The sequence below is a fragment of the Acidiphilium sp. PA genome (genome assembly GCF_026191915.1).
Lineage (GTDB): Bacteria > Pseudomonadota > Alphaproteobacteria > Acetobacterales > Acetobacteraceae > Acidiphilium.
On sequence record NZ_JAIMBY010000020.1, the window covers coordinates 21,220 to 39,757 of the forward strand.

Below are 18,538 nucleotides of genomic sequence, written 5' to 3' on the forward strand. Positions count from 1 at the left end.
GCTAGGCTACCACCGCCAGAGCCAGCCATTCGGGGTTGGCGATGATGAATGCCAATATTCCGCCGATCATGGTTCCTCCGACGAGCGGAGCTACGCCGCTTGGCTTGACTTTCGGCCAGCTGAAATGGTGCGGGTTAGATGCGATCAGCGAATGTCTCTGGCGGGGAATCATCCCTACGCTGCGAGGTGCCGCGCTTGCGATCGTTGTCGTCGGTTTGGATGGGATGGAGCCAACGTTTCTGGAGATTGGGCTATTTGTCGAGTTAGGGGTTCCGCCTGTCTCTTTCGGTTTGATGGTGATTTCGGCGCTGGCGGAGGCGACGAAATCGTAGCCTTGGAAGCAGCCGTGGATGAGTTTCCAGGTGAGGACGAATTTGGGGCCTTCGGCGTCGTTTTCGACGGCGATTTCGGGGATGGGGCCGTGGCCGGCTCGGGTGAGGTCGCAGGCGAAGGCGGGGTGTTTGTCGCCGGGTTTCCAGGCGACGGAGGGTTTGGTGGCGAAATCGCCGAAGGCGTTGTTTGCCTTGAACTCGTGGGCGAGCATGGCGCCGTGGTTGCTGAGGGTGATCAGGGCGGTATCGTGAACGGGCTGCATGATCGCGTTGCCGGACCATTTGATTTCGGCGGTGAAGCCCGGGGCGACGTAGGTGGTGGGGGGCAGGTCGTCGAAATCGTATTCGAAGGCGAGGAAGGGTTTGAAGCCGAGATAGGCGGCGGGGTTGGCGCGTTTGTTGCGCGCGACCTGGGCGGGTGACAGGACGAGAGGTTCGGCGGTGAAGGCGGGGGTGGCGGGTTTGCCGGCGGCGCGGGCATCGGCGCGGCGGATGGCGGCGGCGAGTTTCGGGGCGTTGAGGATGGGACGCAGCAGCGTCACGTCGAGGTCGGGCAGAAGGATTTTCTGGCCCGGGTAGATCAGGTTGGGGTCGGTGATGAAGCCCGCGTGCTGGATGTGGTTGGCGGCCGCCCAGTTGTTGAAGCTGTAGAGGCTGGGCCAGAACAGGGCATCGTCATAGCGGGATCTGGCGATGTTCCACAGACAGTCGCCCTTTTTGACCGTATAGGTTTCGAACATGGTGTGCTCCGCCGCTGACGGCGGGAATGTCTCATTATTGGTCGGGATTGTCGATGGTGGGGGTTATGGACATCGAGGATTGGGTTGCGGCTTCGGTTGCGTATCTGGCGTCGGGGACGGCGATGGAAGCGCTGGCGATGAGTCCGTATCGTCAGGTTGAATTGGAACAATCAAGAGCCGCGCTGCCTGTCAGCGAAGCGGTGCCGACTCCTGCAGATGATCCTGCCGCCCCTGCGATCGCGGCAAAGACCGCAGCTAAACCTGAGGCCAAGGCAGAGCTGTAGAAAAAGCCGATCATCAAGCAGGGTAAAGTCAAGATCTGACCCGTCGTCGTCTTATCGGATTTCCTCGGTTTCGGATTGTCCTTCGGCAAGCCATTCCTTGACCTTGAGGTCCGTGTCGATCAGGGCGAACGGCCCCCCATCATCTGCGGTATCGACCGTGGCCCGGAAAGCCACGGTCCATTGCGGCAGGTCCTCCGCCGGCGTCATCACCGCACCGACAGCAAGGCAATGATAGGCCCCGATCGCTTCGGCGATCGTGTCGAGAAACATTCGGTAGCGTGGTTCCTCGTGCTGCGGGGCGTCTGTCACAATGCCGGTGATGATGGCTGCGAGTTCAACGTCGGTTGCGATTTTTGCCATGTCGGGATTTCCTTTCAGGAACCGATTTCGATGATGTTCTGCTCCGTGATCCGGATGCGTGGTGCTCGGTCGGGCCGGGGACGCTTCACCGGGTGGGTTCGGAACTCCCGGACCGACCAGGTAATCGCGGTGCGGTTCTCGACCAGGCTCGCACCCAATCGCGAGAGATACTCTTGCGCTCCCGCCAGATTGGCGCAGGCCCGGATGCACCGGATTGTGTAGCCGGAGCGGGGTTTCGGAATCTCTGCCCACACGCCTATCAGCGGCAGACCTTTGGCGGGGCGACGTGTTCGGACCTGCGGTTTGAGATTCTCGATGTCAGAGACGCCGAGGTCGTCGTCATCGGTGCCGGTCATGGCCGGAGTTCCTTTCGATCAGAGGGTTGATGTGGATCCTGAAGCCGGTGGTGGTCAGGTTCCGGCGGGCCGATCGGGCTTCGCGGCAATCAGGTCGCCATACCGGTCGCGGACGGCGGAGCCGGTCAGGTAGTCGGCGTCGATGTCGAGCAGCGTGCTGATCCTGCGGCGGATGCTTGCGAGCATCTCCGCGTCTTCATGGGACGGCACGGTGGTCGGCCAGCCTTTGACGTAGAGGAGATAACGGGGCAGCCGTGCTTCGATGCGCATCCGCTCGTGGGCAGCGAGCCGGGCCCGCATCACCGCACGTCGCATATCGGCGTCGAGCAGATGCGGCGCGGTATCGGCCAGCCAGCGGCTTCCCTGAAAAGCAAAGGTCGAGCGGGCTTCGAGATCGACCATGGCGCGATAGATTTCGTGGTTCTCCGGGCAGGAGGCGGCGGCCCGGAGATCACCGATCGAACTCATGTTGCAGAACACGCACGACACGCGGGTCGAGCCGTACACGGCATAGGCCTCGTGGGTCAGACCGGCCTCGCTGATGGTCCGCCAGATCTGCTCGATCGGCCATTCGATGATCGGGTTCCAGACGAAAACCTCGCGGGTTCGGGTCGTGAGGTTGGTATCGATCGCGCTGATTGGCTTGCCGCGCCGGTTTGCACTCTCCTGCCGTCTGATCCCGGTGATGTTGAGGATCGGGCGATCGGGGAAGCGTTTGGCCAGCGCCGAAGCGATGATCCTTGTTTTCATTTCGGAGGTGCAGAACCGCATCGAGGGTGTGCTCCAGGGAAGGATCACCTGCACGCATTCGAGCGCGGCATAGCGGGCGACGTTGTTGGCCCAACGCCCGTTCCACCGGTGCAGCAGATCCCCGGCCTGTCGGCGTACGATAACCAGTTCCCAGCCGACCCGCTCGGCGAGGCGCTGGCAGGCGGCGAGACTGTCGCGCCATTCCACCCGGCCGAGATCGGCGTGGATCAGGATGCGCGGACCCGCGTGGCCGATCGCTTCCAGATGACGATCTACCGCGATGGCGACCGCGCAGGAATCCTTGCCACCGCTCACGCCGATTGCAACGGCGGCATCAGCGGCCAGCAGACGCGCGACTTCCGGGGTCAACGCGATCGGCGGGCATTCGGAATCGCAGCCGGTGCCGGCGGAAGTGTTGGCAACGGTGTCGAGCGGGAGCGTCCCTTGCCGGCTTTTGGTGAGCGGGAGGGCGGATCGTCCGCTGTCCCCCCTGCCCGGCTCCGCGCTTGCGGAGTACGGCAGATCCATCACGAAGCGGTGGCGAGAGGTTCGGAAACAGGCCTAGCCTGGTCGTCGAACTCGTCGAGCGTGTCTCCCGGATCGCCGTCGCCGTCCTGCTCTCCCGCGCCGGCTTCGTTGGCCGCTCGCACCGCAGCCGCAAGGTCGGGATGAAAGCCGAGGATGTAATCGGCCACGCGCTGTGCATCGGCCGCCGCGCGGAAGATCGCCTTCCTATCGGACCTGATGACGGTCATCCAGTCGGCCAGGTAGCTCGCGGTGTTCTCGATCTCGGCTTCGACGCCGACTACGGTGCAGATGTTCACCGAGGCGATCGACACCACCAGTTCCTCGAACGCATAAGCCGCTGAGCCGAACCGACCACCCTGGCTGAGGTTCAGCCGAGGTGCCGCATAGGCATAATGGGAGAGTTCATGCAGCGCCGTATATGAGAAGGCTGCATCGCTGCGGAACGCGCCCTTGGGCGGCAGGTAGATGCAGTCCCGTGATGGCACGAAGCACGCTTGCGAGCCGCCGTAGTGGATGGTGGCACCGCTGTTGTCGAGGATCGTCTGGACCGCCTCCGGCGTGCGCCACGGCTCGGCTGCGATTCCCGGTGGGTTATAGACGGGAATGCCGTCGATCTGGGTCGCATGAAAGACGGTGGAGGCGCGCAGCATGAAGAACGGTCGTGCCCCCTCCCCTGCGGTCTCAGGAGAAACGAGACCCGTCTCCCCGTCCTCGCCGCCCCGCCGCTGGAGCTTGCGGTAGAACACGACGGTGGTGCCGCGTTCGCCCTTGCGGACCTGCCAGCCACGGGCTTGCGCCTGCCGATATGAGCACCAGCGTGGATCGCCGTTGAACGCCGCGTCTTGCATCATGCCGAGCAGGAGGGTGTTGATCCCGCGATAGGCCCGCCCCGTCGTCGGGTTCATCGGCGCGCCGGCGAGGCCCTGATCCCAGCCGCGTTGCCACGGCAGCACGCCGCGTTCCAGAGCAGCGAGGATCTTGTCGGTCACCTCCTGGTAGATGTCGCGGGGATTGGGATTGGGTTTGCCGGAGCGCCGCCATTTTGGTTTGTTCATCGGTGTTTCTCCTTTCCTGAAACACCGTTCGCCGGCCGCGTCGGGGCGGGCGGGGCAAGGGCGCGGGACGGGCCGCTTGGCCCGTCCCGCGGGAAACGCAGCCACGCGCAGCCGGCTCTGGCGCCGGCGAGCATGGCGAGGCCCTACCCCTTGCGGCGCGCGACCCGCATGCGGCATTGCTTCCCGCTCGCGGCGGAGATCGCTTTCATGTCTGCTGTCTCAATCGTGACCGAAGACCCGAACCACCTTGAACGATTGCCAGGGGTCACCCGCCGGGCCGGTCGGCGCGGCCAGCGCGAGGATCGCGGCACGGTCGAGCACCGGCCGATCGGCGCGAAGATTACGCGGGGCTGCGTGATCGCGCTGGGAGAACGGTAAGCCGAGCTTGATCGCCCGCTTCGAGACGATCGTTGGATCGCGCCGCATCACCTTGGCAAGATCGATTATCGAGACGCCTGCCGCATGGGCGATGCGGATCAGGAGATCTTCATCCGGGGTCCAGTCCCGGCAGTAGCCATGATCCAATCCGAGGGTGAAGGCGCGGTTGTAGACGGCGGATTTCGGCCGATCGAGCAGGCCTGCGAGTTCGCCCGTCTTCATCCGGCCTCTGCCGTAATTCGCCCGGAGCATTTCATCGTCTGCCTCGCTCCAGGGGCGGCCCTGGCGTGCGCCGTTGGGCTTTGGGTGGGTGCCTGACAGGTTGAGTTCTGCGGCTTTCCAGCGGATCGAATGACGCGATCGGCCGAGCCGGTGACTGAGCGCCACCAGATTGTCGCCGGTCTGATAGGCTTGGCGCAGGAGATCGCATTCCTCCTCGATCCAGGGTCGACCCCAACCCCGGTGATAGCCGCTCGCGGCGATGAACGCCTGAAAACTGCTTTCCGCGCGAAAGGGGAATCCCTTGGCGGCGAGCTTGCGGCGGATCACCGGTTAGAGATACCCCTCCTCGGCAAGTTTGAGCGCAAGGGCCTGTTCATCGGGATGCCAGGGCTTTGGTCCTTCTGGCCGCCGCAGACCGAGATGCGACGCCCGACTGATCACCCCGGAGCCAGGGCGGCCGAGACGCGAGGCGATCTCGGCAATCGTCGCATCTGTCGTGTAGACCGCTCGAAGAACGGCATCTTCGGCTTCCGACCACAGCGGAGGTGCCGCCTTCGTCAGACCGAGAAGCCCGGCGCGGACGTAAACAGCCGGCAGACCACGTTCAAGGCGGAGCGCAAGTGTTGCAGTCGGCACGCTGCCGTAGTCCGTGATCAGGACACGGTCCTCATCTTCGGTCCATGGCCGAAAGTTCGGGCGATAGAGGCCCAGTTCCCAGGCTTTGTCTTTCACCGTCTCGATCGTGCGACGGACGGCAATCGCGATCTCCTCCCAGGACGCATCTGCGCCGAGCATATCCCGGAGCGTATCGAGTTCCGCCGGCATCCAACCTCGCGTGTGGTATCTGATCTCTCGCACCAGGATCATCTCTGCCGGTGTGGTTAGCACCCGGTCCGCAGTCGCGGGATCGAGCGCCACGATCTCGTAATCGCCCATGTCAGGACAAGCCCACGATGGGTGTATCGGCGATCAGGGTGCGCAGCGCCGCAGCCAGGCGCACGACGCGGCAGTCGTCGCGCGGCAGCGCGTCGATCATTCGCTCCCCGATCAGCAGATCGATCGCCTGATCGAGGATTGCCGGTTCGATCGCGAGCTTGGCGGCGATCTCCGTGGTGGTCGTGGCATTGGGAGAGATCCGCTTCAGGGTTTGGACGATCGTGCCCGCAACCGGCGCGAGGTCGTTGAGCAGGAACAGGCTGAGCGCCAGTCTGCCTCTGCGGTCGGGACGATGGTCGCTGGCCGCCGCGGCGGGCAGGCGATCGAGATCGAGCCGGTCGCGGGCGTCGGCGTCACTCATCCGTGCCCCAGGCATCGGTGTGGGTGTCGCGCCGACATGCGGGGTGGACCCGATCGCGACGTCGACCGTGACCGCCTCCCGTGCGAAGGCCGGGCCGATCGCGAAGAACCGTCCTGCCGGCAGTGTGCGCAATTGGCAGGCTTTCTGGTAGGGGAACCCGAGGAGATCACCGGCGCGCGCGACGTCCCGGTCGTAGACGTTCAGGCCGAGCAGGTGATTGTGGCATTCGCTGACCACGGAACTCGCGAGCTTCGCCAAACGCTGTGTTGCGATCACCGGTCCAAGGCCACGCTTGCGGCCCCGCGCACAGAGTTCGGTGAGGGTGGCGATCCCGAGGCGGCGGATCTCGGCGTCGCGCCCCGAAGCCGCAAGATGCGGGGCGATCAGATGGGCCTCGTCGATCGCGACCAGCATCGTGTGCGGCCAGTGTTCCCTGGGTGCGGTCAGCAGGCCGTTCAGGAAGGCGGAGGCACGGACGATCCGTTCGTCGGGTGAGAGATCGCTCAGGTCGAGATGCACCGAGAGCCGGTGCCGCCGGGCATTGAGTGCCACGATCGCGAGCCCATCCGCAGCGACGACGGCCGCCCGGATCGTGGGAGCGCCGATATGAGAGGCCAGGTTGGCGAACTCGGCTTCCGGATCGAGCAAGGCGATCGCCGTATGAGGATGTGCCTGCTCGATGATATGGCGGAGCGCCATGGACTTGCCGGCGCCGGCCGATCCCTGGATCAGGCATTTGTAAGCGATCAACCGGGAGAGATCGACGTCGAGTGTCCCGCGCGGCGTCTTGCCGAGGGTGAATCGCGGCCCTTTCAGGCTCGGTGCTGGCGATGAACCGGCACGCGCGATCGTTGCGGGTGGTGGATCGGGTTCTTCGATCATGCCGCGGTCGCGCAGCAGGGTGCGAAGCGCCGGGGTGGTCGGGAAATTATCATCGTCGGGGCGGACGATGCGCGGCCGTTCGAGCGCCTTGTCGGGCGCAGGATGTAATCTTGCGGGCATGTGATGTCTCCGGGACAGCGCCGAGGAAGGATGCGGCATGTTGAAACGCCAACGCGCCCTCGTGGGGCGCGCTGGCAGGGTTGAATTCGTCGGAGTAATTCGGATCAGGACCGGAACGTCGCGTTCACAATGACGTCGTGGTCACAATGACGCGGTCAGGGAGCGGTTGTGTCTCGATCTCGCCGTTCACGCTCATCGCGCCAATGCTGTTCGAGCGCACGGGCGATTTCGGCACGGGGTTGAACTGCGCGGAACAACGCGAAGGCTGGTGCGCCGGCGACTGCGTTTTGGTCGAGCGCTTCGAGGCTGGCTGTCACGCCGCGGTTCGGGTGTCCAGTCTCGTCGTTGTAGTCGGTAACCAGCTGACGGAAACCCGGATGGTCACGATATTCCTGCTCGAGCCGGGCGATCCGGGCGGCGTGGTTCGGCAAGGTCTTGTCGACCGTCTCGGTCGCCGTGGCAGGCAGGTTGGGTTTCTGCGCCTGCGTTGCCTGTCGAGCCTGCGCTTTAGCCGCACGACGATCGGCAGTCTGAACCAGTTGGGTGATATCCGGCCGTGCGGTGGTCCGGCCCGATGGCGCGCGCTCACGACCATAGAGGAAGACGACAGCGCAAAGGCCAAGCCCGAGAATGAGGGTGGAACGCTTCATGGCACGGTGCCTATTTTCGGCCGATCGGCATCGGCTGGCAAATGAATTTCCGAACCCGGCGTTCCATCTCCGTCGATGTCGACCCAGTCCGCGTCATTGCCAAGGCTGGCTGGCAAGCAGAATATCCTGCGCTCAGACCAGTTGAAGATCGTCGCGCTGCCCAGATCCACCCAGCCGTCATCGTTGGACCAGTAGCCACCTCCCTGCCCCATCTGACTCTCGTTCGGTGAATAGATCATGAAGCGCTTGCCGGCCTGGATCATCTCGTCGATCCAGTCGCCGCAGTGAAAATCGCCGATAACCTCGCCGGCGCCGAGATCGAGGACGCAGGCCCCGCCACTGAAGGCGTCGAGGACTGGCCGCGAGCAGACATAGGCCCAGCTAAACCCCCAGCGACCGCGGAGCTTGAAGCGCTTGGCGCAGGCAAGAACGTAATTGATGACATGATCGGGATCGCCCATGCCATCACCGTCGTGGATCCAGACGCCGCACGGTGAATCCTCCATCGGGTCGGCTGCCACCTCGAAGCAGACGATATCGCCGTGTCGCGCCATCAGACGCTCATAGGCGGCAAACAGTCGCACGGAGCGGGCGGCATTGCCGGTCGAGCCGGTATCGAGCCGGCAGGAAAATCGTGTGGAATAGTCGGCCATGAGAAAAAGCTCCGTGAATGAAAAAGCCCGGTGCGAGATCGGGCTTTTCGGAATGAGAGGGAAAGCTGACGATCAGCCGCCGGGTTGGGGATGGATGCGGTCATCGTCGAACGGGACGGCCTCGATGACCTGTTCCCTGCGGCGGGCAGTGACCCGGTCGATGTAGGCGATGATCCCTTCGCGCCGATCGTCGGTGTCGATGTGTTCGGGTTGACTGGCTGATTCCATTGCGTGTTTGGCCGCGACCTTCGCCGCCTCGATGGCCGCGGCATCGCTGTTCGCCTCGATCGCGATGCTGTCGTAGGCGCGTAGCCAGAAGCCGAGCTTCACGATGTATTCGGTCATGATCCGGTTCCTTCCAGAATGTCGCGGCCCAGCGTGCTGCGCGGTCCCATCCAGGCTTCCGGCCGGATTGCGCGCACCCAGTCCGCGAAACTTGGAATGCGACCGAGGTCTTCTTTCACGTGCTGTTCGGCGATCAGCCGGACCGGAACGATCCGGCCTGCGCTGTTGGTCAGAACGTGACCGAACACGCGCTCGGTGATGTAGATGCCGTTCGAGTGGTGGAGTGCAGCGCGGTGCCGAAAGTCGGCGACTGCTGCCTTGCTGGAATCGAGGAAGTCATGGATCGCTTGGTAGTCGTCGGGTGAGCCGCCCCACTGACGGGCGGATGACACCGCATGGTGGTACGGGTGTGCCACGGGGCCCTCACATCTCGTGTTCATAGTAATTTGTTTCGGTGTAGCGTTCGTTCATCTCCAGCCGGATCGTCTCGCTCTCGACATCGAATCCGCACTCACCGAATCCGCCGTCGTTGTTCTCCCATCCGTCGTGCTTTGCGCCGATGAAGTCCCAGAAGATCTCCTCGATGATGTCCTGGATCAGGGATGATTTTTCGATTTCCTGGACTTCATAGCCGGCGCAGCGCTGCCCGCTCGGTGTCTCCGAACAGGGTTCATATCGTTCTTTCATCGTAGCGAACGGATAGGGGATAGGTTCCGCCGGCAGATCGATCGGCTTTTTCTCCGCGTCGTAAGCCTCGACCGATTCGATCTGGCCGCTGTCGCCGTACCCATCGAACGTCACGGTGACGCGCGTGATCCCGGCAGCTTTCAAGGCGCCGAACAGGATCGGTTTGGCTTTTCGCAGGATCGAGCTTTGCAGTTTCTGGAACTCGGTATGTGCCGCCGTGTAGTCAGCAATCACCGCGGTCGCGGTGGCAACCGATGCCGGTTCGACCGTCGGTGTGGTGGAATGATCGCTCATGGGGTGGTCTCCGTCTGATGGGTATGGGGGAAGAGAACGATGGTGGAGCTGCTCGCGCTGAGCAGGCCCGGCGCGATGGCGGCAGCGAGCAGGATCGCGAGAACGATCAGGAATTCGAGCGTGCCGCGCAGGGTTGTCTTGATGAGTTTCATGGATTTTCCTTTCATCTTCTTCGTGAAGATGTCCGGATCGCGGCCACGGCGGTGCCGGGCGGGACAAGGCTGCGCAAGGGTGCGGAGCGCCCGCAGCGCAGGACCAGAGCCACGCACAGCCTGCCCTCCGGGGCAGGCGAGCATGGCGAGGACCCACGCCTTGCCCCGCACGGACCGACCGTGGCAGCCGGGCCTACACCGATCGGTTCAGGCGACGGTTTGATCCACCCTCATCAACGTTGGCGTCGCTGACGTCGTGCGTTCAGCGGTTTCGATTTCAGCCGTTGCGAGCACACGTCCGCCGATCCGGTATCGGCCGCCAAGCGGATGGTCTCCGGCATCGACCGGCCGGAAAGCGAGGATCATTCGTCCCCGCCATGACATAGCTTCAGCGATGAACCTGTCGTAGCTGGCCCCATCGGTAAACCGGAGCGGGGTTGCGAACCGGATGCGGGTACCGCTGACGATGCGCGCTTGCTGCCGCCGCACGCCGGCTTTGCGCTCCCGAGCGGCAGCAACCCGTGCCCGCCAGTCCGCCGCATATCCCGCGCCGGGCAGTTGATCGATCGGGGTCAGCAAATTCATGATCCCGACCGGGCAATCGACCTCGCAGGGACCAACCGACTCGTCCATCGACTTGTAACCGAAATCGCCATCGCGGCCCATTTGCGTCAGGTACACATAGGCCACGGTGTATGGCGTCTGATCGGGAATGCTGATCAGCACCGCCGCATACCAGGTCGAACCGACGAAGGCGGATTTGACCACCTTGATCTCGGCTTTTCCCGGCTTGTCGGCGATCTGCTCGATTTCGCTGCGCAAAAACGCATCCTTGTCGGCGGTGCTACGACCACCGATCGGTTGATAAAACCATCCCATGACGGGACTCCTTTGAGAGGGGTTAAAGCAATCCCCCACCCCGAAAACGCAAAGCCCGCCGATAAGGGCGGGCCTGGCGGTTCGAGGGTGGGCAGGTGGCTGCGGATACGTGGCCTATTCGTATGAGGGCCGTATCCTCGGGAAATGCGTCGGCATGCTCTGGGCGCGCATGACCCGGACATCGTATTGCCCAACCGAGTTGGTCTGCGAGATGTCAGGACGGGCTTGGTTCACCTCGGGTAGTTTCATCCGCATTTGCTGCGCGTGGACGTTGGCCGCAGCGATGGTGCAGAAGCCCGCCGGGGCGGCCCCAAGGGTTTCATAGACCCACGGGTCGATCGCGAGGATGCCGGTTTGATACCACCATCCTCCTTCCTCGGGGCCGCCGTAACTCAGGTCAATCAGGAAAACCGCAACCCAGTAGAGGCCGGCCCCTTGATCATCGTCGGGACCGGACTCGTAATCGGTAGCCGTGGCCGGTGGCGCTTCGACATCAATGGTATCGATCATCGCACTACCTTCCCACTCGGCAGGGTGACCGCCGGTGCGGGCAAGAGCGTGATTTCCGGCTTCGCGAGGATGACGGCGAGCAGGACGCCCCCCGTCAGAAACAAGATCACTGCGGCGAGACGTCGCATATCCAGCGATGAGATTGATTTTGATTTCATCTGACTTTCCTTCAGTCTTCTCCTTGAAGACCCCCTCCTCCGGCCGCATCGGGGAGACCGGGGCAAGGGCGCGCCAGGGCGCCTGCGCCCGCAGCGCGGGAGCGCAGCGACATCCCCTTGCGGCGGTCACCCCGCATGCGGCACGAGGATTCCCATCTTGTATTTAGCCCTTGGTGCTCGGTTTTTGGTTCGGTCGTTGCTTCTATTTCCATCGGCACCGGGTCGCGGCGCACATGAACACCGTTGCCGGCGATGAGGTATCCGCTCTACCGGAGCAGGCCGCCGGGCCGTCGGCGCGCACGGCGGGCTTTCCATGCCAGAAATGCGTGTTTCACCCGATGGATCTGCGGTGCGAAAATATAGCCGAACGCTGCTCCGATCATCACGACCGCCACGAGATTTCTAAAATAGTTGCTCATCGCCTACCCCGCCGCTTCAGACTGATTATACTCCAAATCATCGGCGGGTTGCGACATTTCACGGCGGGCGCGGAGCAGGTCACGCAACGCTTCTTCGAACCGTTCGACCGCCAGATGCGCTGGCCAGGGCTCCCATGGCGCCATGCCTGGCGGGATCGTGAGAGGATCTCGGTCGAGCGGTTTGAGCGTGATGCCTAGATCGCGCCGCAGCGCCGCCTTGCGCCAGCCAACGACATGGAGCGCCTCGCTCGCGGCTGCGAGATGATCGGAATGTTTGTGGAGTTGATGGCTGGCCACCGTCCAGGGCGGCAGATCGTAGCGCTGGTTCAATGCCGCCTGGAGACGCCGGTTGATCTGGAGATAGCCCTATCCAAGATGCGGCTTCAGCGGGGTGATCGGATCGAACCCGCCGATCAACGCCTCGGTTCCATCGTGAAGCAATTCGCGCAGCGCCTCACCCGGCGATAGTGGCGATGGCGCCAACAGCTTGCGTATCGCCAGCACGGAGAGACTGTGTTGGGCAACAGACAGCGGCAGATCCCAGCAGGAATGCCCGCCCCAGCGATAGGTGCGCGACAGACCGGTCGCTAGATCGGCGTCGGTCCATGCATTCGGCGCTGGATCGAGCAGATTGAGGCAGTTGCCGGATCGGAACATGATCCACGCTCGGAATGAGGATCTCCGCCCCCACAAAAATACCCAAACTGGGGAGCATTTATGTGAGGCAACAGGTCACGCTTCGGGAGCTTTTCAGGCGAGGCAATGCGACCGTGTCATCGCCGGCCAACGCACAAGGAACCGTGTTGTGTGTCGCCGTCCGTTTGATCAGCTCCCGTCCGTGACGATCATCAGCTGATCAGGGTCGATGCGACGAAGCAACGTGATGGCGAGTTTGTGGTCACTGGCAGCCAGCGCGCGGATAACCAGGTGGCGCAGATCGGTCCACACATCGGCAACGCGTCCCAATGCCACGAAGCATTCATCGGTACCCACCGTCACCAACGCTTCGATGACCTCATTCGTCGGCTCATGCATAACGAGCCCCACGAGAAAAGGCACGGCCTCGCATCGCCCCAAAACACCGAGGACGATCGCGGCTTCACGCGCGACGTCGTGATGCAGATCTTCGAGCAATTCGATCAGGCGGGGAACCGCCGCGGGCCAAAAGCGCGCACACCGACAGGCGCTGGCACGGAGATCGGGCTCGCGCGCGTTCAGCGCGTCGTGCACGATGGTCGGTGGCACCCGTACCCTGAGCCTCGCGGCCGCATTCAGGGCAAATGATAGACCGGGTTCCGCAACGACATGATCAGTGAGCAATCGTTGCACCGTTGCGGCTGCCTCGGGGCCACCAATCGCCGCCAATCCCGCCAAGGCTACGGTTTGCTCGCGAACCGGATGGGACATCCCGAACCCTTTGAACCGCCGGCACAACGCATCGAGCGCCGGAACGGCCCCGGCGACCTGACGGCGGACGGCCTCATCCACGTAGGCTGAACAATCCGCCGACCCCATGAGCGGCAGTCTCTCCAGCAAGAGCCTGTCATCGACGCTTCGCGGATCGATTGGCCCTGAGACCCGCGGTGCCGTCGCTGCACGCACCGGTGCATCCCAGCCACCTCCGGCGAATAGGTCGCCCTGTCCAGGCAAAGCTGATCCCGGCAAGGCTAACTCATGCTTCGGTTGGTTGAGGCATGACCCGTAATAATCGAACGCTCCACGGGATTCCACAGCTTTCTGATGGCGGTGCGCAACGATCGGCCTCGGCGCAGATCCAGTATCCTTCCGCCACTCAGGCAATTCCAAAAAGCGACCACCGGCAGCGTCGCCCCACCCAGCGCCTTAACGCGGTTCGCGAACCGTCATGCGCTCCACCGGCCATCCAGCCTGCCAACCTCAGGAGTGTCGATCATATTATCTGAATCGGGGGGATTCTCATCAGATTCGACACCGCCTAGACTCACACCATCATGATCGATACCCCTGCCATGGCTGGCGTCATGCTCGAATTGCGCGCCTGCGCTCCGGAAAAGAACCGGTTCCGCAGTTGGCGGATCGAAATCGATCGCGATCTGTTTGGCGTGCTCAATGCAAGGATTACGTTCGGCCGGATCGGCACCACCGGACGAACCCGGCGATGGGATTTCGCGACAGACGCAGAGGCGGCCCGCTTCCTGCGCGCCAAACTGCGCCGCCGGGCCAGCGGGACGCGACGACGCGGCGCCGTCTATCGCGTGATCGACGCCAGCGCGATCGCAATGCCTTTCATCGGGACGCTGTTGCCGGTAGATAATTCGTCGGAATGAGCGGCACCATGAACCCCATGCCAAAGTCCGATTTGTGGCAGGCCTACTGCGATCTGCCGATCGATCAGAAGACGATCGTGCGGATCGCAAGCCTGACCATGCCGCCGTTCGAGCGCTATTCGCTCCAGACCCATCTGCCACGCACTGCACTACCCGGACCAAACGGAAAGACCTGGTCATATAACACGGTCCGCACCACGCTCGACGCGCTGACCCGAAAAGGGCTGCTCACCCAGCAATCCGGCTGCGTCGCGGCACTGCTGCATCCGGTCGCGATCGATGCGATCGCCGCGTCCGATGGCGAGCAGATCGTCGCCATGATCCACGCGGCGTATCCCGCGGGCTGTGCGCTCGATACCGGCAACCGGGGCCGCTATCATGGTGATTACGACACGCTGCTCCGGCAGATTCGCCTCGCGATCTACACGAATGATATCGAGCGGTTTTCAGTCCTGCGTGACTTTCATGACAAACGCTGCGCACCCAATCAAACGATCGACTTGTTTGTCCAGCTCTATTTTGGCGTCCAGCTCGAGATCGGATGGCTGAACAGCCGGCACCCCATTATCCAGATCGCCCTGTTGCAAGCGAAGCTTGCCGGCCTGGTCGGCCTTGGCGTGTCACCCCCCGATTTGGCGGCGCTGGAGACGCATTTCCGGGGTGTGCAGGATCAAGAACCATTCGCAGCCGTGCTTCCTTTGCTGCTCAATTATGACCTGCTCGCCGGTCGCCTTGCCGATGTCAGAGACCGGTTGCCGCGCCTGCCGGATCCAGCCGGCGCCCAAAGCCTCTGCATCACTGCGGCACTCGATCTTTTGACCGGCCAGGCCGAGGCGGCGCGCCAGGGATATCGCGCTGCACTGAAAGGCCTACGTAAGAACCTTGGCCGGCGCAAAGTCTTTCTCGATGGCATCCACGGCATACTATTTCTGCTGACCATGCTGCAAGCCAACGATGCCACCTTGCACCCAGAGATCACCGGCTATCTGGACAACGTCCTCGCCGAGCCATTGCGCGCGAACGGTGCTTACTGGAGCGTGCAGGCCCTGCTCTGGCTGAGCCAGGGTTTTGACGGCAAAATCGGTGCGTTCGTCAAATCGGATCACCGGGGCCTTGCCTCATCCCCGATTGATGTCGCCTTCATGGCACTGGCCGAGTATGCCTACGACCCGGCTTTAGCGCGGAAAAACCAAGACAAGCTGATCAATCAGTTTCACCAGCTGAAAGATCGGATCCCGTTGCTCGCCCGGATCCATGCCGAGATCCTGGCCGAAGTCGCGCAGGATACGACGCCGTACCGCGCATACCTCATCGAGGGCGGAGGAGGCAGCGAGATCGGCCTGCGCTTCACTCGACTTATCACGATGCAGGAGCCATGGGAGCGGGCACTTGGCAGTCTCGATGTATTGCTGGGGTCGCAGGCTGCTCCATCCGGGATTACCGCACCGGCAGCGGCACCGACCAAGCGGCTCGCATGGTTCATCGATCCCGACAGCAAGGCGATCGACGTCGTCGAACAATCGGCGAAAGGAACTGGCTGGTCGGACGGGCGCCCGATCGCGCTGAAGCGGCTGTATGAGCGGGATCCCCGGCTGACTTATCTCACGCCCGAGGATCGCGCCGGCTTGGCTGGTCTGCGGCGGGAGACGAGCGGATGGAACGCGAACGAGGCCTTCGAGTTCGATCCTGTTCGTGCGCTACCGGCACTGGTCGGTCATCCTGCGGTGTTCGATGCGCGCCACCGGGCACGCCGGATCGAACTCGTGAACTATCCGCTGGAACTGATCATCGCCAAGAAGGGAAAGGAATTCCGCCTCACCCTCTCGCACACCGCGGATCAACCGGCTGTCTTCCTCGAGGCGGAAACACCGGCCCGCTACCGGGTAATCGAGTTCCCGAAGCGTCTGCTGCCGATCCAGGAGGTCCTGGGGCGCCGTGGCCTGACCGTGCCGGCGCGGGCGCGCGATCAGGTCATCGCACTGGTGCGCAAAACCAATCCGACGCTGCCGATCCGCTCCGAAATCGAGGATATCGAACAGGAGGTGCAAGAGGGTGTGGCCGCACCGGTCGTCCAGATCATTCCACAACATGAAGGGTTGAAGCTGAACCTGATGGTCCGGCCGTTCGGCCCGGAGGGACCAGCCTATGTGGCTGGACTCGGCGGACGGTCGCTGCTGGCGACAATCGCGGGCCAGCAGGTGCGCGTCAACCGCGATCTGGCGGAGGAGGTCGCGGCGCGCCACGCTCTGGTCGACGCCTGCCCGACGCTGCGCGACCGGGGCGGTACGGACGTCCATGAGCTTGTGCTCGACGATCTGGAGGGCAGCCTGGAGCTACTGCTCGAATTGCAAACCTATGGCGGGCCATTATCAATCGAGTGGCCGGAAGGTCAGCGGATGCGGGTCAGTCGTGCCGCGTCGGATCGGCTGAGAGTGCAGGTAACCCGCGATCGCGATTGGTTCAATGTCGCGGGGACCATCGACCTCGACGAGGATCGCGTTCTGGAAATGCGCTTCCTGCTCGAGCGGCTCGGCCGCGCGCGGGGCCGATTCGTGCCGCTGGAGGACGGCAGTTTCGTCGCCCTCACCCATCAGTTGCAGACCCAGTTACAGAAACTGACGGCGGTATCGGAAGTCCATCGCGCCGGGCACCGGGTACATGCCCTTGGCGCGCCGGCACTGGAGGCAGCCCTGTCGGAGAGCGGCACGATCGAGGCCGATGCCGCATGGAAGCGCCACGTCGCGCGGATCAATGCGGCCGAACGTTGGACACCGCAGCCTCCCGTCAACCTGCAGGCCGAATTGCGCGACTACCAGATGGAGGGTTTTGTCTGGCTTTCGCGCCTCGCCCGCTGGGGCGCCGGTGCCTGTCTGGCCGACGACATGGGACTCGGCAAGACCGTCCAGACGATCGCCGTCCTGCTCGACCGTGCCCTCGATGGACCCTGTCTGGTGGTTGCTCCGACCTCGGTTTGCCCCAACTGGACCTCGGAAATTCGCCGCTTTGCCCCGACCTTAACCGTGCATCGGCTGTCCACGAGCAGCGATCGCGCCGGATCGATCGCAAGGCTGAGTAAGAACGACGTCTTGATCTGCAGCTACGGGCTCCTCCATCAGGAAAGCGACGCCCTTGCCGCCGTGGCTTGGTCGATGGTCGTGCTCGACGAAGCGCAGGCGATCAAGAATGCCGACACCAAACGTGCCCAGGCGAGCCTGTCGCTTCAGGCGGATTTCCGGGTGGTGCTGACCGGAACCCCCGTCGAGAATTACCTTGATGAACTCTGGAGCCTGTTCAACTTCCTCAATCCCGGCCTGCTGGGGTCGCGCGAGGGGTTTCAGAAGCGGTTTGCCATCCCGATCGAACGGGACCGGAACCCGCAGGCGCGTCATGCGTTGCGGACTCTGATCCGGCCATTCCTGCTGCGGCGTACCAAAGCCGCGGTATTGAGCGAATTACCCCCTCGCACCGAACAGACCGTCGTGGTCGAAATGAACGAGGCTGAGCGCGCGTTCTACGAAGCATTGCGCCAGCAGGCGCTGGACAACCTGGAGAACTTGGACACCCAAGCCGGCAAGCGCAAAATCCATATCCTGGCCGAGATCACCAGACTGCGGCGGGCCTGCTGCAATCCCGCCTTGATCGATCCGAGCGCAGGCGTGCCAAGTAGCAAGCTGGAAACCTTCCTCGGGCTGGTCTCAGAACTGATCCGCAATCGGCATCGGGCTCTGGTGTTCAGCCAGTTCGTCGGTCATCTGGCCTTGATCCGCGCCGCCCTTGATGAGCGCGGCATCGCCTATGAATACCTCGATGGCAGCACGCCATCCGCCGATCGCGAGCGGCGGGTCGCCGCGTTTCAGGCGGGGACATCGGACCTGTTCTTGATCAGCCTGCGGGCCGGTGGCACCGGGCTGAACCTGACGGCTGCGGATTATGTCGTTCATCTCGATCCGTGGTGGAATCCTGCGGTCGAGGATCAGGCGTCGGACCGCGCCCATCGCATCGGCCAGGAGCGGCCGGTCACGATCTACCGCCTGATCATGGAGGGTAGCATTGAAGAGCGCATCCTCGCCCTCCATCGAGACAAGCGCGATCTGGCGTCGGAACTGCTCGAAGGCGGCGAAGTCGCCGCCCGACTAACCGAGGACGAATTGATCGATCTCATCCGGGTGTAGCAAGCCATGGGCCGTCCGGGAGTTCGCGAGGTCCGTCATATCGGGCGTCTGATGTCGCAACAATGATTC

At 63.2% G+C, this 18,538-nt stretch carries 25 protein-coding genes; 4 read left to right on the plus strand and 21 right to left on the minus strand.

The annotated features are described in order from the left end of the window. Window position 1 precedes the first annotated feature (1 nt). The gene (locus AruPA_RS17480; RefSeq protein WP_265638042.1) at window positions 2-1,072 is read right to left on the minus strand and encodes a LysM peptidoglycan-binding domain-containing protein; all 1,071 of its coding nucleotides are present in this window, start codon (window positions 1,070-1,072) and stop codon (window positions 2-4) included. A 65-nt stretch (window positions 1,073-1,137) separates the two neighbouring features. Between AruPA_RS17480 and AruPA_RS17485 the strand changes: the two genes are divergently transcribed. Further along, entirely contained in the window at window positions 1,138-1,356 is a 219-nt protein-coding gene (locus tag AruPA_RS17485; protein WP_265638043.1) for a hypothetical protein, read from the plus strand. A 51-nt stretch (window positions 1,357-1,407) separates the two neighbouring features. On the opposite strand, the gene AruPA_RS17490 is transcribed toward AruPA_RS17485, so the two are convergent. The 20 genes from AruPA_RS17490 to AruPA_RS17585 form a co-directional block, all read right to left on the minus strand. Next, window positions 1,408-1,716, minus strand: a complete 309-nt coding sequence (locus AruPA_RS17490) for a hypothetical protein (protein ID WP_265638044.1) — start codon at window positions 1,714-1,716, stop codon at window positions 1,408-1,410. Between the two features lie 14 nt (window positions 1,717-1,730). After that, a complete protein-coding gene (locus tag AruPA_RS17495) occupies window positions 1,731-2,072 on the minus strand; it encodes a hypothetical protein (protein ID WP_265638045.1) in 342 nt (113 codons plus the stop codon). A gap of 54 nt (window positions 2,073-2,126) precedes the next feature. Next, window positions 2,127-3,350 (minus strand): phosphoadenosine phosphosulfate reductase family protein, encoded by a 1,224-nt coding sequence (locus tag AruPA_RS17500; protein ID WP_265638046.1) that lies wholly within the window; start codon window positions 3,348-3,350, stop codon window positions 2,127-2,129. Beyond that, window positions 3,350-4,405, minus strand: a complete 1,056-nt coding sequence (locus AruPA_RS17505) for an ArdC family protein (RefSeq protein ID WP_265638047.1) — start codon at window positions 4,403-4,405, stop codon at window positions 3,350-3,352. Before AruPA_RS17505 ends, AruPA_RS17500 begins: the two co-directional genes overlap by 1 nt. A gap of 219 nt (window positions 4,406-4,624) precedes the next feature. Beyond that, the gene (locus AruPA_RS17510; protein WP_265638048.1) at window positions 4,625-5,332 is read right to left on the minus strand and encodes a hypothetical protein; all 708 of its coding nucleotides are present in this window, start codon (window positions 5,330-5,332) and stop codon (window positions 4,625-4,627) included. Window positions 5,333-5,335: 3 nt separating this feature from the next. Then, window positions 5,336-5,941, minus strand: coding sequence for a hypothetical protein (locus tag AruPA_RS17515; protein WP_265638049.1), 606 nt, complete (start codon window positions 5,939-5,941; stop codon window positions 5,336-5,338). A 1-nt stretch (window position 5,942) separates the two neighbouring features. Then, a complete protein-coding gene (locus AruPA_RS17520; RefSeq protein WP_265638050.1) occupies window positions 5,943-7,304 on the minus strand; it encodes a type IV secretory system conjugative DNA transfer family protein in 1,362 nt (453 codons plus the stop codon). Between the two features lie 155 nt (window positions 7,305-7,459). Further along, window positions 7,460-7,954 carry a hypothetical protein gene (locus tag AruPA_RS17525; RefSeq protein ID WP_265638051.1) on the minus strand — a complete coding sequence of 165 codons (495 nt, stop codon included), beginning with the start codon at window positions 7,952-7,954 and terminating at the stop codon, window positions 7,460-7,462. Further along, a complete protein-coding gene (locus AruPA_RS17530) occupies window positions 7,951-8,607 on the minus strand; it encodes a hypothetical protein (RefSeq protein WP_265638052.1) in 657 nt (218 codons plus the stop codon). The genes AruPA_RS17525 and AruPA_RS17530 overlap by 4 nt, the downstream gene beginning before the upstream one ends. A 72-nt stretch (window positions 8,608-8,679) precedes the next feature. Next, window positions 8,680-8,952: a hypothetical protein gene (locus AruPA_RS17535; protein WP_265638053.1), complete on the minus strand. Its 273-nt coding sequence runs from the start codon at window positions 8,950-8,952 to the stop codon at window positions 8,680-8,682. Continuing rightward, window positions 8,949-9,308 (minus strand): DUF6915 family protein, encoded by a 360-nt coding sequence (locus AruPA_RS17540; protein WP_265638054.1) that lies wholly within the window; start codon window positions 9,306-9,308, stop codon window positions 8,949-8,951. The genes AruPA_RS17535 and AruPA_RS17540 overlap by 4 nt, the downstream gene beginning before the upstream one ends. Before the next feature lie 7 nt (window positions 9,309-9,315). Beyond that, window positions 9,316-9,873: a DUF6878 family protein gene (locus AruPA_RS17545; protein WP_265638055.1), complete on the minus strand. Its 558-nt coding sequence runs from the start codon at window positions 9,871-9,873 to the stop codon at window positions 9,316-9,318. Next, window positions 9,870-10,025, minus strand: a complete 156-nt coding sequence (locus AruPA_RS17550) for a hypothetical protein (protein WP_156038168.1) — start codon at window positions 10,023-10,025, stop codon at window positions 9,870-9,872. Before AruPA_RS17550 ends, AruPA_RS17545 begins: the two co-directional genes overlap by 4 nt. A 207-nt stretch (window positions 10,026-10,232) precedes the next feature. Then, window positions 10,233-10,904, minus strand: a complete 672-nt coding sequence (locus tag AruPA_RS17555; protein ID WP_265638056.1) for a DUF6927 domain-containing protein — start codon at window positions 10,902-10,904, stop codon at window positions 10,233-10,235. Between the two features lie 114 nt (window positions 10,905-11,018). Further along, entirely contained in the window at window positions 11,019-11,414 is a 396-nt protein-coding gene (locus AruPA_RS17560) for a hypothetical protein (RefSeq protein WP_029313349.1), read from the minus strand. Beyond that, window positions 11,411-11,572 (minus strand): hypothetical protein, encoded by a 162-nt coding sequence (locus AruPA_RS17565; RefSeq protein ID WP_265638057.1) that lies wholly within the window; start codon window positions 11,570-11,572, stop codon window positions 11,411-11,413. Before AruPA_RS17565 ends, AruPA_RS17560 begins: the two co-directional genes overlap by 4 nt. A 266-nt stretch (window positions 11,573-11,838) precedes the next feature. Beyond that, on the minus strand, window positions 11,839-11,991 hold the full coding sequence (locus tag AruPA_RS17570; RefSeq protein ID WP_265638058.1) for a hypothetical protein: 153 nt from the start codon (window positions 11,989-11,991) through the stop codon (window positions 11,839-11,841). A 3-nt stretch (window positions 11,992-11,994) separates the two neighbouring features. After that, on the minus strand, window positions 11,995-12,321 hold the full coding sequence (locus AruPA_RS17575) for a hypothetical protein (RefSeq protein WP_265638059.1): 327 nt from the start codon (window positions 12,319-12,321) through the stop codon (window positions 11,995-11,997). 36 nt (window positions 12,322-12,357) lie between these two features. Beyond that, a complete protein-coding gene (locus AruPA_RS17580) occupies window positions 12,358-12,648 on the minus strand; it encodes a hypothetical protein (RefSeq protein ID WP_265638060.1) in 291 nt (96 codons plus the stop codon). Window positions 12,649-12,816: 168 nt separating this feature from the next. Beyond that, entirely contained in the window at window positions 12,817-13,236 is a 420-nt protein-coding gene (locus AruPA_RS17585; protein WP_265638061.1) for a HEAT repeat domain-containing protein, read from the minus strand. 60 nt (window positions 13,237-13,296) lie between these two features. Here AruPA_RS17585 and AruPA_RS17590 point away from each other — a divergent pair, with 60 nt between their 5' ends. The 3 genes from AruPA_RS17590 to AruPA_RS17600 all read left to right on the plus strand — a co-directional run bounded on the left by AruPA_RS17590 (window position 13,297) and on the right by AruPA_RS17600 (window position 18,469). Further along, the gene (locus AruPA_RS17590) at window positions 13,297-13,488 is read left to right on the plus strand and encodes a hypothetical protein (protein WP_265638062.1); all 192 of its coding nucleotides are present in this window, start codon (window positions 13,297-13,299) and stop codon (window positions 13,486-13,488) included. Between the two features lie 473 nt (window positions 13,489-13,961). Continuing rightward, the gene (locus AruPA_RS17595) at window positions 13,962-14,297 is read left to right on the plus strand and encodes a WGR domain-containing protein (protein ID WP_265638063.1); all 336 of its coding nucleotides are present in this window, start codon (window positions 13,962-13,964) and stop codon (window positions 14,295-14,297) included. A gap of 8 nt (window positions 14,298-14,305) precedes the next feature. After that, on the plus strand, window positions 14,306-18,469 hold the full coding sequence (locus AruPA_RS17600) for a DEAD/DEAH box helicase (RefSeq protein WP_265638064.1): 4,164 nt from the start codon (window positions 14,306-14,308) through the stop codon (window positions 18,467-18,469). The last annotated feature ends 69 nt before the right edge of the window (window positions 18,470-18,538 follow it).

Coding starts and splice junctions, on each gene's coding strand:
- AruPA_RS17480 (WP_265638042.1), bottom strand. CDS start 1,072: ATGTTCGAAACCTATACGGTCAAAAAGGGCGACTGTCTGTGGAACATC.
- AruPA_RS17485 (WP_265638043.1), top strand. CDS start 1,138: ATGGACATCGAGGATTGGGTTGCGGCTTCGGTTGCGTATCTGGCGTCG.
- AruPA_RS17490 (WP_265638044.1), bottom strand. CDS start 1,716: ATGGCAAAAATCGCAACCGACGTTGAACTCGCAGCCATCATCACCGGC.
- AruPA_RS17495 (WP_265638045.1), bottom strand. CDS start 2,072: ATGACCGGCACCGATGACGACGACCTCGGCGTCTCTGACATCGAGAAT.
- AruPA_RS17500 (WP_265638046.1), bottom strand. CDS start 3,350: ATGGATCTGCCGTACTCCGCAAGCGCGGAGCCGGGCAGGGGGGACAGC.
- AruPA_RS17505 (WP_265638047.1), bottom strand. CDS start 4,405: ATGAACAAACCAAAATGGCGGCGCTCCGGCAAACCCAATCCCAATCCC.
- AruPA_RS17515 (WP_265638049.1), bottom strand. CDS start 5,941: ATGGGCGATTACGAGATCGTGGCGCTCGATCCCGCGACTGCGGACCGG.
- AruPA_RS17520 (WP_265638050.1), bottom strand. CDS start 7,304: ATGCCCGCAAGATTACATCCTGCGCCCGACAAGGCGCTCGAACGGCCG.
- AruPA_RS17525 (WP_265638051.1), bottom strand. CDS start 7,954: ATGAAGCGTTCCACCCTCATTCTCGGGCTTGGCCTTTGCGCTGTCGTC.
- AruPA_RS17530 (WP_265638052.1), bottom strand. CDS start 8,607: ATGGCCGACTATTCCACACGATTTTCCTGCCGGCTCGATACCGGCTCG.
- AruPA_RS17535 (WP_265638053.1), bottom strand. CDS start 8,952: ATGACCGAATACATCGTGAAGCTCGGCTTCTGGCTACGCGCCTACGAC.
- AruPA_RS17545 (WP_265638055.1), bottom strand. CDS start 9,873: ATGAGCGATCATTCCACCACACCGACGGTCGAACCGGCATCGGTTGCC.
- AruPA_RS17550 (WP_156038168.1), bottom strand. CDS start 10,025: ATGAAACTCATCAAGACAACCCTGCGCGGCACGCTCGAATTCCTGATC.
- AruPA_RS17555 (WP_265638056.1), bottom strand. CDS start 10,904: ATGGGATGGTTTTATCAACCGATCGGTGGTCGTAGCACCGCCGACAAG.
- AruPA_RS17560 (WP_029313349.1), bottom strand. CDS start 11,414: ATGATCGATACCATTGATGTCGAAGCGCCACCGGCCACGGCTACCGAT.
- AruPA_RS17565 (WP_265638057.1), bottom strand. CDS start 11,572: ATGAAATCAAAATCAATCTCATCGCTGGATATGCGACGTCTCGCCGCA.
- AruPA_RS17570 (WP_265638058.1), bottom strand. CDS start 11,991: ATGAGCAACTATTTTAGAAATCTCGTGGCGGTCGTGATGATCGGAGCA.
- AruPA_RS17580 (WP_265638060.1), bottom strand. CDS start 12,648: ATGTTCCGATCCGGCAACTGCCTCAATCTGCTCGATCCAGCGCCGAAT.
- AruPA_RS17590 (WP_265638062.1), top strand. CDS start 13,297: ATGATCAGTGAGCAATCGTTGCACCGTTGCGGCTGCCTCGGGGCCACC.
- AruPA_RS17595 (WP_265638063.1), top strand. CDS start 13,962: ATGATCGATACCCCTGCCATGGCTGGCGTCATGCTCGAATTGCGCGCC.
- AruPA_RS17600 (WP_265638064.1), top strand. CDS start 14,306: ATGAACCCCATGCCAAAGTCCGATTTGTGGCAGGCCTACTGCGATCTG.